Genomic DNA, 13,442 nt, shown 5'->3' on the forward strand with positions numbered 1-13,442 from the left:
GTTGGATGCGCTCGCCCCCCGGGCGTGGCTTCATGGAGGTAATCGCCATCGGCGCGGGAAACCCGCCATCGCATTTTCGACACGGCCGAAACATCGAAAGGCTCTCCATGGCGTCATTTCCGCAAGAGCGCACAACTGTCGGGATTGAATTCATCCGGGTCAGGGAAGCGTTGGCCGTACCTGCGCATTTCGACGAGGGTTCTGATTGGCGACTCAGGCCGGCGCACACCCGATATCCGTCTTGCCGGCGCAGGCCGGCATGACGAGGGTGAAGTCATCGACGTTGGTGCGGCGGAGCTGCTACGCGATCTCGATGCCGTGCTCAGCCCAGTTCGCGCTGCAGCCAGGCGCGGGCGGTGGCCCAGTCGCGTTGCACGGTGCGCTCGGACAGGTTAAGCGCCTCGGCGGTTTCCTGTTCGCTGTAGCCGGCGAAGAAACGGCATTCGACGATCTCGGCCAGCCGCGGCGAGCGTTGGGCCAGATCCTGCAGCGCGTCGTTGACGGCCAGCACTTGTTCTTCGTTGGCGATGGCGACGTCGTGTTCGTCGGTCAACGGCACCCGTTGCAGGTCGCCGCCGCGCTTGAGCCGCATCTGCGCGCGCACCCGTTCGACCAGGATGCGCCGCATCGCGATCGCGGCCACCGCCAGGAAGTGGCCGCGGGTGCTGAAGCCGGGCGAGCTGGCCAGGCGCAGGTAAAGTTCGCTGACCAGCGCGGTGGTGGCCAGGGTGTCGCCGCCGGACAGCCGGCGGCGTTCGCGGTGGGCGCTGCGGCGCAGTTCCTCGTACAGCAGCGGGATCAACTCGCCGACCGCTTCGAGCATCGCCGGCGTGCGTCTTGCATCAAGCGTATCCGGCCTGCTTTCCACGATCGCGGATGACTCATCCATGTACGGCACCTGTCGTTCGAAGCGAAGCGCGCTGGTTCCGTCGAAACCCGGCCAAGTGGCTGACCGTACTGACAAACCGCAGCCATTGTGCGACAAACGAGCTGGTTTGGCATGTCGAGGGGATTTGCCGGACTTCCGCCGATGGCGGTTTTTGCCGCTGCACGGCGATTGCGATATCGACGGATCGAACATCGACGGCAGGCAGCGCGGCAGGGGGAGTGGCGTGGATCCGCAATCGAACAAGCTGCTGTGGGAACGCATCGAAACGCTGTTCCCCGACGTGCTGGCGTTGTCGCCGACGCGGCGGCCGGCGTTTCTCGATCGTCACTGCGCCGGCGCGCCGGCCTTGCGCGCCGAGCTGGAATCGCTGTTGCGCGCCGCCGAAGGCGAGTCCTGCCTGGACCGGCCACTGAACCTGGATGCATCCCCGGTCGCCGACCCGCCCGCGCCGCTGCATGCGGACGAACAGCTGGATGCATGGCGCATCGTGCGCCTGCTCGGCCGTGGCGGCATGGGCGAGGTTTACCTGGCCGAGCGGGTCGAAGGTGGTTTTGCGCAGACCGCCGCGATCAAGCGCCTGCGCGTGGACGCGATCGACCACGCCGAACGCTTCGATGCCGAACGCAACATCCTGGCCCAACTGGATCACCCCCACATCGCGCGCCTGCTCGGCGGCGGCATCAGCGCCGACGGTCGCGCCTGGATGGCGATGGAGTATGTCGAGGGCGAAAACCTCACCGAATATTGCCGCACGCATGCACTGGATCTGGCCGGACGGGTCGCGTTGTTCGAGCAGGTCTGCTCGGCGGTGGCCTATGCCCATGCGCACCTGGTGGTGCATCGCGACCTGAAGCCGTCGAACATCCTGGTCACCAGCGAGGGCCAGGCCAAGCTGCTGGACTTCGGCATCGCCAAGCTGCTCGATCACGGCGACGAAGCGCACCTCACCCGCACCGCGCCGCTGACCCCGGACCACGCCGCGCCCGAGCAACTCGAAGGCGGCGCGGCGACCACCGCGGTCGACATCTACACGCTGGGCGTGCTGCTGTACGAACTGCTGTGCGGACAGCGGCCGTGGGCGTCCGGCAGCACGCCGATCTCACTGGTGGTCGACCGCCTGCTGCGCGAGGAACCGCCGCCACCCAGCCGCGCCATCGGCGGCAAACGCACGGCGGCGGAGTTGAAGTCGTTGCGCGGCGACCTCGACGCGATCGTCCTGCGTTGCATGCGCAAGTCGCCGTGCAACCGCTACCCCACCGTGGACGCCTTGCGCGAGGACTTGCAGCGCTGGCGCCGGCACCATCCGGTGGAGGCCCGTCGCGGCGCCGCCGGTTATGCCTTGCGCCGCTGGTTGTGGCGGCACCGGCTCGGTCTGGCCGCGACTTGCGTGATATTTGCCGTGCTGCTGGCGGGTCTCGGCGCGGCCTTGTGGCAGGCGAACAAGGCGCAGCACCAGGCGTGGCGTGCCGAGCGGGTCAAGGATCTGGTGCTGACCGCCTTCCGCGAAAACGACCCGCTGTTGCGGCCGGACAACGACCCGCGCACGCCCGCGCAATTGATCGCCGTGGGCGTGGCCAGGGCCGACCAGCAACTGACCGGCGATCCGGATCTGCACGCCGAACTGCTGGATGATTTTGGCGAGATCCAGCTCAACCTGGGCGATCTCGAAGGCGGTCGCGCCACCTTGCAGCGCGCGCTGGCGCAGCGGCAGCAGCGCTATCGCGGCGACCACGTGCTGATCGCCGCAACCCTGCGCAAGCTGGCCTTCGCCTACCAGCTCGAAGGTCGCAACGACGACGTGCTGGCCACCACCAACCAGGCACTGGCGATGCTCGATCGCCTGGGCCAGAGCCAGTCGGTGGAGGCGGCCCGGCTCAAGATCAGCAAGGGTCTGGTGCTGATCACCCGCAAGCGGCGCACGGACGGACTGCAGATGCAGCGTGAGGCGCAGCAGGTGCTGGAGCAGAAGCTGGGCCGCAACGATCCGCTGACCGTGTTGGCGCTCTATCGCGTCGGCCAGGCGCTGGAGCAGTTGCGGCGCGATGCGGAGGCCGAAACGGTCATGCGCGACGCCGTGCAGCGGCTGGAAACATCCGTCGGCACCGATTCGGCGCAGCTGATCCGGCCACTGAACATGCTGGCCGACATCCTGCGGCGCACGGCGCCCGACCGGGCCGACGCCGTCTACGATCGCGCCATCGCGCTGACCCGCCGCTACTTCCCCGGGCGCAGCCAGCAGTTGTCCAGGCTGCTGAATACGCAGGCCAACATGCACCGCATGCAGAACCATCTGCCGCGGGCGGAGGCCTTGTTCAAAGAGGCCGAAGCCGCCCTGCTGCCCACGGCGACGGCGGAGCATGCGCAACTGCTGGCCAGTCGCGGGCAGATGTATCTGCAGATGGATCGGCTGGCCGAGGCGGAGCGCGACCTGCATCAATCCTTCCTGTTGCGCCGCGAAAGCCTGGGCGAGAACAGCGGGCTGACCTGGTACGGCGCCGCGCTGTGGGGTCGCGCGCTGCGCCGGTCGGGCCGGCTGGAGCAGGCCGAGCAGGTACAACGCGATGCGCTGAGCCGGTTGCAGCAGATCATGGGTGCGGACGCCTACCAGAACGTGCTGCTGCTGGATGCGCTGGTCGAGACCCTGGACGCGCGCGGCAAGCACGCCGAGGCGATCAGCCTGGCGCGTCGTTCGCTGACGCTGACCGGCAAGACGTATCCACCCATCCATGCGCTGGTCGCCGACCGCAACCAGCGACTGGCCAGCGCACTGGCCCATGCGCCGGGTGCCGAAGCTCACGCCGAGGCCACCACCCGCTGCGATCAGGCCATCGACATCTACCGGCAGACCGCGCCCTCGACCGCGGTATACCTCGATGTCCTGCTCAGCTGTGCCGAGGTGAACCTCGCCCTGAAAGACCGCGCCGGTGCCCACGGCAAACTGCAGCAGGCGCTGCCCTTGATCAAGGACGAACCGGCCGGCAGCCCGCAACGCAGGCGCGCCGACAAACTGCTGGCCGCCGTGGGTGAGCTGCGCTGAGAGGTCGTGAACTCTTCAACCTCGAAGCCCGACCAAGGATGGTCGGACGCGGATCGGGCACGAGTGCCTGATTCGCGTGAGCACGTCCGGGCATGTACCGGACGTGCGATGGAAGAAAACCACAGGAAGTGTTTTTCTTCACAGGCTCCGAGCCCGCTCAGGCGCCGGCCGGCACCAGCAACAACAGCGCCACGCCGAACGCGATGCGGTAGATAGCGAACGGGGTGAAGGTGTGTGCGCGGATGTAGCCGAGCAGCCACTTCACCGCGATGAACGCGACGATGGCCGAGACCACGAAGCCGACCAGCAGGGCGGTCCAGTCCTCGTGCACCGCGCCGCCGTCCTTGACCACCTTCAGCAGTTCGTAGCCGGTGGCCGCGTACATGGTGGGAATGCCGACCAGGAAGGCGAACTCGGTAGCCGCGGCGCGGTTGCTGGTGCCGAACAGCATCGCCGCGAAGATCGTCGCCGCCGAACGCGAGGTACCGGGGAAGATGCCGGCGATCATCTGCGCGATGCCGACCAGGATCGCCACGCGCCAGGTCACCTCGCTGCGTTCGGGCTGGCGCGCGGCCAGCCGTTCGGCGGCGATCATCCACAAGCCGCCGATCACCAGCGCCCACGCGATTGGGGTCACCTTCTCCGGCAGCTTGAAACCCAGCTTCACCGCGATGAAGCCGAGCACGGCGGTGATCGCGAAGGCGACGGCCAGCTTCAACAGGTAGTCGCGGTTGAGCGGATCGCGCCATTGCGTCAGCAGCTGCCAGATGCGCTTCCAGTAGATCAGCGTCACCGCCAGGATCGCGCCGGCCTGGATGCCGATGTTGAACAGGTCCGAGCGGGCGCCCAGCCCGAACTTCTCCGCGATCAGCAGGTGGCCGGTCGAGGAGATCGGCAGGAATTCGGTGATGCCTTCGATGATGCCGAGCAGGATGACGTGGAGCAGATCGATCACGGGTAAGTCCGTTGCGTGGATGGAGTGTGCCGGCCGGCAGCAGGCGCCATAGCTTACGGGTTTTGCCCCCCGCGGTGGCGCGCGGCCAGGGGGTGTCGGCATCGAACGCGCAGCGCACTGGAACGGTGCAAAGCCCGCGGGGCCGCACGTGCGACTGGTGCGAATGCTCCATGGCGGCGGCCCGGCTTCGGCCGGGATCGGGCTGCAGCAAGGCCTGCGCCCGCTGGCACGCGGCTTGCTGAAGCGGCTTGAGGGTCATGCGCAGCGCGACCCGATGAAGATGGATGGACGTCTGGACGTCCATCTGCCGCAAGCCACCAGCGCAAGGGGACGAGTTCATGAAGCGATACGGAATGGCAGTGCGGTTCTTCGCCGCGTCGTGCATGGCGTCGGCCATGGCGCCGGCGGCGGCCGGCGAGGCGCCGGCCAGCCAGTGGGTCGGCAATGCCGGCGTGGTCAGCGACTATCTGTTCCGCGGCGTCTCGCAGACCGACCGCAAGCCTGCGCTGCAGGCGGGCGCGGAGTTCGATCACGCCAGCGGCTGGTATGTTGGTGGCTGGGGCAGCAATGTGAGCTGGCTGTCCGATGGCTCGACCACGGCCGCGCCGGTGTCCAGCAGCGTGGAGCTGGATCTCTACGGCGGCTGGCGCGGCAACCTCGGCGGTGACTGGAGCGTCGACCTCGGTGCGTACCGCTACCAGTACCCGGGCAGCTACCCGGCGGGCTACACCCTGCCGAACACCAGCGAGCTGTACGCGGCGCTCGCCTGGAAAAGCCTGTCGCTGAAGTACTCCCACGCACTCACCAACCTGTTCGGCTATGCCGACAGCGAGCACAGCGGCTACGTGGACCTGTCGTGGAACCAGGAGTTCGCGCCGGGCTGGCAGCTCAACGCGCATGCCGGCCACCAGCAGGTGCGGAACGTGCCCGGCGCCTCATACAGCGACTGGAAGCTGGGCGTGACGCGCAACTTCGCCGGCCACTGGTCGCTGGCGTTGGGCTACTACGACACCAATGCACGCCGCTCCGTCTACACCAACGCACGCGGCCACTACCTGGGCCGCGCCACCACGGTGCTGAGCCTGGCCCGGTCGTTCTGAATCCCGCCACCCGGAGCTGTCCATGAAACTGATCACCAGCATCATCCGCCCGTACAAGCTCGACGAGGTCCGCGATGCGCTGGCGCGCGCTGGCGTGTCGGGCATCACGGTGACCGAGGTCCGCGGCTTCGGCCGCCAGAAGGGTCACACCGAGCTGTATCGGGGCGCCGAGTACGTCGTCGATTTCCTGCCCAAGCTCAAGGTCGAGGTGGTGGTGCCCGACGAACTGCTCGACGCCGTGCTGGAGGAAATCCAGCAGGCCGCGCGCACCGGCAACGTCGGCGACGGCAAGGTCTTCGTCACCGGCGTCGAGCAGGTGATCCGCATCCGCACCGGCGAGCTCGACGCCGATGCCCTCTGACCCGCACCGCGTGAGGTTTTCCATGAAAGAAATCAAGTTCCCCCGCGGCCTCGCCGCGGGCCTGGTGCTGGCCCTGCTCGCGCCGATGCTGCATGCCGAGGCCGCCGTGCCGGTGGTCGACAAGGGCGACGTGGCGTGGATGCTCACCTCCACCTTGCTGGTCCTGCTGATGACCGTGCCGGGGCTGGCGCTGTTCTACGGCGGCCTGGTGCGTTCGAAGAACGTGTTGTCGGTGCTGATGCAGGTGATGACGGTGTTCTCGCTGCTGCTGCTGTTGTGGGTGGCCTACGGCTACAGCCTCGCGTTCAGCGGCGGCGGCGCGCTGATCGGCAACTTCGACAAGCTGTTCCTGCACGGCGTCACGAAGGACACGCTGGCCGCCACCTTCAGCGCGGGCGTGGCGTTGCCGGAATACGTGTTCGTGGCGTTCCAGGCCACCTTCGCCGGCATCACCGGTGCGCTGATCGTGGGCTCGTTCGCCGAGCGCATGCGTTTTCGCGCGGTGCTGCTGTTCGCGGCGATCTGGTTCACCTTCGCCTACCTGCCGATCGCGCACATGGTCTGGTACGGACCGGACGGCTACCTGTTTGCGAAGGGCGCGCTGGATTTTGCCGGCGGCACGGTGGTGCACATCAACGCGGGCGTGGCCGGTCTGGTTGGCGCCTATCTGGTCGGCCCGCGACTGGGTTTCGGCCGCGAGCCGATGAAGCCGCACAACGTGACCTTCACCATGATCGGCGCGGCGCTGCTGTGGGTGGGCTGGTTCGGCTTCAACGCCGGCTCCAACCTGGAAGCGAACGCGGGCGCGGCGCTGGCCTTCATCAATACCTTGCTGGCCGCGGCGGCGGCGGTGCTGGCGTGGCTGGCGGTGGAGGCGATCATGCGCGGCCACGCCTCGATGGTCGGCGGCGCCTCCGGCGCGGTGGCCGGCCTGGTCGGCATCACCCCGGCCTGCGGCACGGTGGGTCCGATGGGTGCGGTCGTGATCGGGGCGCTGGCCAGTGTCTGCTGCGTGTGGGGCGTCACCGGCCTGAAGCGCCTGTTGCGGGCGGATGACGCGCTGGACGTGTTCGGCGTGCACGGCATCGGCGGCATCGTGGGCGCGCTGCTGACCGGCGTATTCACCGCACCGGCGCTGGGCGGCACCGGCGCGGCGGGTTTTTCGATCGCCCACCAGCTCGGCGTGCAGGCGCTGGGCGTGGGCATCACCGTGGCGTGGAGCGGGTTGGTCTCGGTACTGGCCTGGTTCGCGGTCAAGGCCGTGTTCGGCCTGCGCGTCCCCGGCGATGCCGAGCGCGAGGGGCTGGACATCACCACCCACGGCGAAAGCGCCTACGATGTCTGAGCTGGCCGGCCGGCCCGGATGAGTGTCAGTATTGGTGCAACAGCCCAAGGCCGTTGCACCAATACGTTGCATTCTGGTGCGCCCGGAATACCAGGAAAGCCCGCCAGGCCTTGTCCCGCAAGGATTCCGGCCATTGGCACGGGGCTTGCTCAAACCCGTCCATCATCCATCGCCGAGGTTGCTCCATGTCCGCCAACAAAGTGCTCGACCTGATCCAGGAACACGAGGTCGAGTTCGTCGACTTCCGTTTCGCCGACATGCTCGGCGTGCACCACCACGTCACCTTCCCGGCCCACGCGATCGACGAGTCGACGTTCGAGGACGGCAAGATGTTCGACGGTTCCTCGATCACCGGCTGGAAGGGCATCAACGAGTCGGACATGATCCTGCTGCCCGATCCGGACACCGCCCACCTCGATCCGTTCAGCGCGCACGTGCAGCTGATCCTGCACTGCGACGTGCTGGAGCCCAGCACCATGCAGGCCTACGGCCGCGATCCGCGCTCGATCGCCAAGCGCGGCGAAGCGTTCCTGAAATCCACCGGCATCGCCGATACCGCGTTCTTCGGGCCGGAGCCCGAGTTCTTCATCTTCGACTCGGTGCGCTGGCAGAACGACCCGGGCCGCGTGTTCTACGAGATCGGTTCCGAAGAGGCGGCGTGGTCGTCGCGCTACAAGTACGACGGCAGCAACACCGGCCACCGCCCGGGCGTGAAGGGCGGCTACTTCCCGGTCAGCCCGGTCGATTCGCTGGGCGACCTGCGCGCCGACATGTGCAAGGTGCTGGAGTCGCTCGGCCAGACCGTCGAAGTGCATCACCACGAAGTGGCGAACGCTGGCCAGTGCGAGATCGGCGTGAAGTTCAACACGCTGGTGAAGAAGGCCGACGAGCTGATGACGATGAAGTACGTCATCAAGAACGTGGCGCACCAGAACGGCAAGACCGTGACCTTCATGCCCAAGCCGCTGGTTGGCGACAACGGCAGCGGCATGCACGTGCACCAGTCGCTGGCCAAGAACGGCGAGAACCTGTTCGCCGGCGATCTCTACGGCGGCCTGTCGCAGACCGCGCTGTGGTACATCGGCGGCATCTTCAAGCACGCCCGCGCGATCAACGCGTTCGCCAACTCCACCACCAACAGCTACAAGCGCCTGGTGCCGGGCTTCGAGGCGCCGGTGATGCTGGCCTACTCGGCGCGCAACCGTTCGGCGAGCTGCCGCATCCCGTACGTGGCCAGCCCCAAGGGTCGCCGCATCGAGGTGCGTTTCCCCGATCCGATGAACTCCGGCTACCTGGTGTTCACCGCGCTGATGATGGCCGGCCTGGACGGCATCATCAACAAGATCGACCCGGGCGCGCCGGCCGACAAGGATCTGTACGACCTGCCGCCGGAAGAGGAGAAGAACATCCCGCAGGTCTGCTCCAGCCTCGACGCCGCGCTGGAAGCGCTGGACAAGGACCGCGAGTTCCTGAAGGCCGGCGGCGTGTTCACCGACGACTTCATCGACGCCTACATCGAGGTGAAGATGAAGGAAGTCACCAAGTACCGCGCCAGCACCCATCCGCTGGAATTCCAGATGTACTACTCGCTCTGAGCGAGGCTGGCGAGTGTCGAAAAAGCGGGCGCTGCGGCGCCCGTTTTTTTTGGAAACGAGTGGCTGCCCGCGACTGGCCGCCCGAGCCTCGCGACGCCGGAGTCGAACGGTCAGTAGCCCACCGTGAAGCGTCGCCGCGAGTGCTTCGGGGTTTCCAGTTCATCGACGAGGGCGATCGCATAGTCCTCCATCGAGATCCAGCTCTTGCCGTTCGCATCGCTGAGCAACTGGTCGGTACCGAGGCGGAACTTGCCGGTGCGCTCGCCGGGGACGAACTCGGCCGACGGCGACAGGAAGGTCCAATCCAGTTCGTGCTCGCCGCGCAAGGCATCGAGGAAGCGGCGGCCACCTTCGGCCTCCGGCCGATAGGCCGCGGGAAAGCCGGGCGCGTCGAGCAGCATGTGGCCCGGCGCCACCTCCAGCGTGGCGGCGCCGCCGACCACCAGCAGCCGCGTGACCCCGGCCTGTTTCACCGCGGCGAGCAACGCGGCAGCGTCGGTGCTGGCGAACTTCAGCGCACTGATCACCGCGTCGTGGCCGGCCAGCAGCGGCGCCAGTTGCGCGGGCTGGCCGGCATCGGCGTTCTTCAGCACCAGACCCGGCTGGCCGGCCAGCTTGCCGGTGTCGCGGGCGATGCCGGTGACGCGATGGCCACGGCGCAGCAGTTCGGCCAGCAGGCGCGAGCCGACGCGTCCGCTGACGCCAAGCAGGGCGATGTTCATGATGGTTTTCCTGTGCCGGCCATGCGCGGTTTGCCGATGGCGCCGCGTCGATGATCACGCGAGACTAACGCCGCCAATGTAAGCAATGCGTGGATGACGGACACAGATGGACGCCGCAATGCCAGACCGGAATAGTTCGCCCCGGATGCCGACCATCTTCTTCGGCCACGGCAATCCGATGAACGCGCTGCACGAGAACGACTGGAGTCGCGGCTGGGCCGCGATCGGCCAGCGCCTGCCGCGCCCGCGCGCGGTGCTGTCGGTGTCGGCGCACTGGTACCTGCCGGCCACCCTGCTCACCGCGATGGCCAGGCCGCCCACGATCCACGACTTCGGCGGCTTCCCGCGCGAACTGTTCGAGGTGCACTATCCGGCGCCGGGCGACCTCGACCTGGTGCATCGCGTGCGCGACCTGCTGCAGCCGCTGGACGTGGACGAGGACCGCTCATGGGGGCTGGACCACGGCACCTGGTCGGTGCTGCGCCACGTCTATCCCGACGCCGACGTGCCGGTGGTGCAGCTGTCCATCGATGAATCACAGCCGCCGGCGTTCCACTACGGCCTGGGCCGATTGCTGCGACCGCTGCGCGACGAAGGCATCCTGCTGATCGGCAGTGGCGACGTGGTGCACAACCTGCACGCCTATGCCTGGGGCCGCCACCCGGCCGAGCCGTTCGACTGGGCGCTGCGCTTCGAGGCGAAGGCGCGCGAGCTGATGCTGCAGGGTGACCATCACGCGCTGGTGGACTACCCCGCGCTGGGCCGCGATGCCGAACTGTCGATCCCCACGCCGGACCATTACCTGCCGTTGCTGTACGTGCTCGGCGCCAGCGACGAGGGCGACGCGGTGAGCTTCCCGGTCGAAGGCATGGACGGCGGCTCGATCTCGATGCTGAGCGTGCAGTTCGGCTGAGTCGTCCGCCGCAGGGATCAGTCGCCGGCCCCGTTCGCCAGCCACGCCCGCGCGGCCACCATCAGCGTCTGCACGCCGGTTTCCAGGGTCGGATGCAGCACCGGCAGGAAGCGGGGGTTGTGGTTGGTGGGGATCTCGTTGAGGCGATTTTCCGCCTTCGCCTTCGCGTAGGTTTCCGGGTCGGTGCCGCCGACGAACCAGAACACCGAGGGCGCGCCCCACTCGGCGCCGAACGAACCGAAGTCCTCGCTGGCCGAGGTCGGCCCGGTCTGGTGGATGCGTTCGGCGCCAAAGTGGCGGCGGAAGGCCTCGGCCACCGTGGTGGTCGCCGCCTCGTCGTTGCTCACCAGCGAATAATTGTCGAGCGGGGTGATCTCCGGTGGTCGCGGCGCGCCCGACGCCGCTGCCTCGGCGTTGACGATGCGGGTGATCGCGGCGAGCACGCGCGTGCGCACGCCCTCGTCGAAGGTGCGCACGTTGAGCTTGATGATGGCCTCGTCGGGAATCACGTTTTCCTTGGTGCCGGCCTGCAGCGAACCGATGGTGAGCACCGCCGCCTCGGTGGGCGCGAGCTCGCGCGCCACGATGGTCTGCAGCCGCAGCACGGTGGCCGCCGCCATCACCACCGGATCGATGCTCGCCTGCGGCATCGAGCCGTGCGCGCCGCGGCCGAACAGGCGGATCTGCAGGCTGTCGGCGGCCGAGGTGATCACCCCCTTGCGCCCGCCGATCGCGCCGGCCGGGCCGACCATCACGTGCTGGCCGAGCACCACGGCGGGTTTGGGAAAGCGCTGGAACAGGCCGTCGTCGATCATCGCCTGGGCGCCTTCGGCGGTCTCTTCCGCGGGCTGGAACACCGCCATCAAGGTGCCGCGCCACGTGTCCCGCGTCTGTGCCATCAAGGTGGTGGCGCCGACCAGCCAGACGACATGCATGTCGTGGCCGCAGGCGTGCATCACCGGCACGCTGTTGCCTGCGTGGTCCGTCGCCGTGAGCTTGCTTGCATAGGCCGCGCCGGTCGCCTCCTCGACGGGCAGCGCATCCATGTCCGCACGCAACATCACCACCGGCCCGTCGCCGTTGCGCAGCAAGCCGACCACGCCGGTCTTGCCGACGCCGGTGGTCACTTCATAACCGGCCTTGCGCAACTGCTCGGCGGCCAGGCCCGCGGTGCGGGTCTCCTGCATCGAGAGTTCGGGATGCGCGTGGATGTCGGTGTACAGCGCTTCCAGTTGCGGCAGCAGGTCCTGCAGGTTGCCGGGCAGGGATTCGGTGGCAGGTGTCGTCGGTTTCTCGTTCATGGCCCGGGTTCCTTGGTCGATCGTTGAAAGCTACTCCACGGTGATCCTTCGCAGGTGAGGGCGGCACGCCCTGATCAATGGCATTGCACCAAAGCGGAACATTGTCCATGATGGTGCAATGAACGAGCTGGCGTGGCGAACGTGGGCGGAGCAGATGGCGACCGGGCTGGTGCTGGTCGATGCGGAGCTGCGCCTGCGCTGGGTCAATCCGGCGCTGACCGAATGGCTGGAGCTGGGCTTGCGCAGTCCGCTGGGGCAGCCGCTCGACGTGCTGCTGGGCGAGGCGCCGGAAGCCCTGGCGCAGGCAGCCAGGGTGCTGGCCGAGCAGCGGCCGACGCAGTGCCGCGGGGTACCGCTGACCGCGACCAACGGGCGCGAGATCCGGGCGGACATCGCGCTGCAGCCGTTCGACGACGGCCTGCTGCTGGAAGTGCATGCGCTGGCCGAACCCCCGGCGAGCAGTTCGCCGCTGTCGGCAACCCTGCGCGGTTTCGCCCACGAGGTGAAGAATCCGCTGGCCGGCCTGCGCGGTGCGGCGCAGCTGCTGCAGCGTCGGGTCGACAGTGACGACCTGCGCGCGCTGGCCGGGCTGATCATCGACGAGGCCGACCGGCTCGGCGTGCTGGCCAATCGCCTGCTGCATCACGACGGCGCGCCCCAGCTCGGCCCGGTCAACATCCATCGCTTGCTGGAACGCCTGTGCGATCTGTTGCAGGCGGAACCCGCACCGCCCCGGCTGTGTCACGACTACGACCCCAGCGTGCCCGATCTGCTGGGCGACGCCGATCGCCTGCAACAGCTGCTGCTGAACCTGGCCCGCAACGCGATGGAAGCCGGCGCGCAGACGCTGACCCTGCGTACGCGGATCGAACACGGCCTGCGCGTCGGCGAGCGGATGCTGCGCATGGCCTTGCGCGTGGACGTGATCGACGACGGCGCCGGCGTGCCCGCGGCGCTGCGCGACACCTTGTTCCAGCCGCTGGTCTCCGGCCGCGCCGACGGCACCGGCCTGGGCCTGGCCCTGTCGCGCGAGATCGCCCACGAACACGGCGGCGAACTGCGTTGCGCCAGCCGCCCCGGCCACACCGTGTTCTCGCTGTACCTGCCGCTGGAGCGCGCCCATGACTGACCCGCGCGCACGCGCTCCGCTCCCTCCCCTGCGCAGCAGGGGAGGGTTGGGGTGGGGTCGGCCCTTGATCTTCCCCGCCCGCCCGAGCAAAACCA

Annotated in this window: 11 protein-coding genes; 7 read left to right on the forward strand and 4 right to left on the reverse strand. The window is 68.1% G+C overall.

Going from position 1 to position 13,442, the window contains the following annotated elements; translation table 11 throughout:
* Window positions 1-322: 322 nt before the first annotated feature.
* Complete coding sequence (locus tag ASD82_RS02245; protein WP_200946046.1) at window positions 323-889, reverse strand: ECF-type sigma factor; 567 nt, start codon at window positions 887-889, stop codon at window positions 323-325.
* Window positions 890-1,112: 223 nt separating this feature from the next.
* On the opposite strand from ASD82_RS02245, the gene ASD82_RS02250 reads away from it, so the two are divergent.
* Window positions 1,113-3,926 (forward strand): serine/threonine-protein kinase, encoded by a 2,814-nt coding sequence (locus ASD82_RS02250; protein ID WP_162253807.1) that lies wholly within the window; start codon window positions 1,113-1,115, stop codon window positions 3,924-3,926.
* Window positions 3,927-4,083: 157 nt separating this feature from the next.
* On the opposite strand, the gene ASD82_RS02255 is transcribed toward ASD82_RS02250, so the two are convergent.
* Window positions 4,084-4,881 carry an undecaprenyl-diphosphate phosphatase gene (locus ASD82_RS02255; protein WP_082585217.1) on the reverse strand — a complete coding sequence of 266 codons (798 nt, stop codon included), beginning with the start codon at window positions 4,879-4,881 and terminating at the stop codon, window positions 4,084-4,086.
* Between the two features lie 338 nt (window positions 4,882-5,219).
* Between ASD82_RS02255 and ASD82_RS02260 the strand changes: the two genes are divergently transcribed.
* From ASD82_RS02260 to glnA, 4 genes are all read left to right on the forward strand, one after another.
* Entirely contained in the window at window positions 5,220-5,981 is a 762-nt protein-coding gene (locus ASD82_RS02260) for a TorF family putative porin (RefSeq protein WP_056714840.1), read from the forward strand.
* Between the two features lie 22 nt (window positions 5,982-6,003).
* A complete protein-coding gene (locus tag ASD82_RS02265; RefSeq protein WP_056714843.1) occupies window positions 6,004-6,342 on the forward strand; it encodes a P-II family nitrogen regulator in 339 nt (112 codons plus the stop codon).
* Between the two features lie 22 nt (window positions 6,343-6,364).
* Window positions 6,365-7,687 (forward strand): ammonium transporter, encoded by a 1,323-nt coding sequence (locus ASD82_RS02270; RefSeq protein ID WP_056714847.1) that lies wholly within the window; start codon window positions 6,365-6,367, stop codon window positions 7,685-7,687.
* A 185-nt stretch (window positions 7,688-7,872) separates the two neighbouring features.
* Window positions 7,873-9,282: a type I glutamate--ammonia ligase gene (gene glnA / locus ASD82_RS02275; RefSeq protein WP_056714849.1), complete on the forward strand. Its 1,410-nt coding sequence runs from the start codon at window positions 7,873-7,875 to the stop codon at window positions 9,280-9,282.
* Between the two features lie 110 nt (window positions 9,283-9,392).
* On the opposite strand, the gene ASD82_RS02280 is transcribed toward glnA, so the two are convergent.
* Window positions 9,393-10,004 carry an NAD(P)-dependent oxidoreductase gene (locus ASD82_RS02280; protein WP_056714852.1) on the reverse strand — a complete coding sequence of 204 codons (612 nt, stop codon included), beginning with the start codon at window positions 10,002-10,004 and terminating at the stop codon, window positions 9,393-9,395.
* A gap of 145 nt (window positions 10,005-10,149) precedes the next feature.
* Between ASD82_RS02280 and ygiD the strand changes: the two genes are divergently transcribed.
* The gene (ygiD, locus tag ASD82_RS02285; RefSeq protein ID WP_157599159.1) at window positions 10,150-10,917 is read left to right on the forward strand and encodes a 4,5-DOPA dioxygenase extradiol; all 768 of its coding nucleotides are present in this window, start codon (window positions 10,150-10,152) and stop codon (window positions 10,915-10,917) included.
* 17 nt (window positions 10,918-10,934) lie between these two features.
* Here ygiD and ASD82_RS02290 read toward each other — a convergent pair whose 3' ends face one another.
* On the reverse strand, window positions 10,935-12,218 hold the full coding sequence (locus ASD82_RS02290; protein WP_056714855.1) for a M20 family metallopeptidase: 1,284 nt from the start codon (window positions 12,216-12,218) through the stop codon (window positions 10,935-10,937).
* Window positions 12,219-12,336: 118 nt separating this feature from the next.
* Here ASD82_RS02290 and ASD82_RS02295 point away from each other — a divergent pair, with 118 nt between their 5' ends.
* Window positions 12,337-13,347 (forward strand): ATP-binding protein, encoded by a 1,011-nt coding sequence (locus tag ASD82_RS02295; RefSeq protein WP_056714858.1) that lies wholly within the window; start codon window positions 12,337-12,339, stop codon window positions 13,345-13,347.
* Window positions 13,348-13,442: the final 95 nt, after the last annotated feature.

Source organism: Rhodanobacter sp. Root179, from assembly GCF_001428465.1.
In the GTDB taxonomy this organism is placed as follows: Bacteria; Pseudomonadota; Gammaproteobacteria; order Xanthomonadales; family Rhodanobacteraceae; genus Rhodanobacter.

Excerpts from the sequence above, each read along its gene's own strand:
- glnA (WP_056714849.1), top strand. The coding sequence starts at position 7,873 with ATGTCCGCCAACAAAGTGCTCGACCTGATCCAGGAACACGAGGTCGAG.
- ASD82_RS02245 (WP_200946046.1), bottom strand. The coding sequence starts at position 889 with ATGGATGAGTCATCCGCGATCGTGGAAAGCAGGCCGGATACGCTTGAT.
- ygiD (WP_157599159.1), top strand. The coding sequence starts at position 10,150 with ATGCCGACCATCTTCTTCGGCCACGGCAATCCGATGAACGCGCTGCAC.
- ASD82_RS02265 (WP_056714843.1), top strand. The coding sequence starts at position 6,004 with ATGAAACTGATCACCAGCATCATCCGCCCGTACAAGCTCGACGAGGTC.
- ASD82_RS02270 (WP_056714847.1), top strand. The coding sequence starts at position 6,365 with ATGAAAGAAATCAAGTTCCCCCGCGGCCTCGCCGCGGGCCTGGTGCTG.
- ASD82_RS02295 (WP_056714858.1), top strand. The coding sequence starts at position 12,337 with ATGAACGAGCTGGCGTGGCGAACGTGGGCGGAGCAGATGGCGACCGGG.
- ASD82_RS02260 (WP_056714840.1), top strand. The coding sequence starts at position 5,220 with ATGAAGCGATACGGAATGGCAGTGCGGTTCTTCGCCGCGTCGTGCATG.
- ASD82_RS02290 (WP_056714855.1), bottom strand. The coding sequence starts at position 12,218 with ATGAACGAGAAACCGACGACACCTGCCACCGAATCCCTGCCCGGCAAC.
- ASD82_RS02280 (WP_056714852.1), bottom strand. The coding sequence starts at position 10,004 with ATGAACATCGCCCTGCTTGGCGTCAGCGGACGCGTCGGCTCGCGCCTG.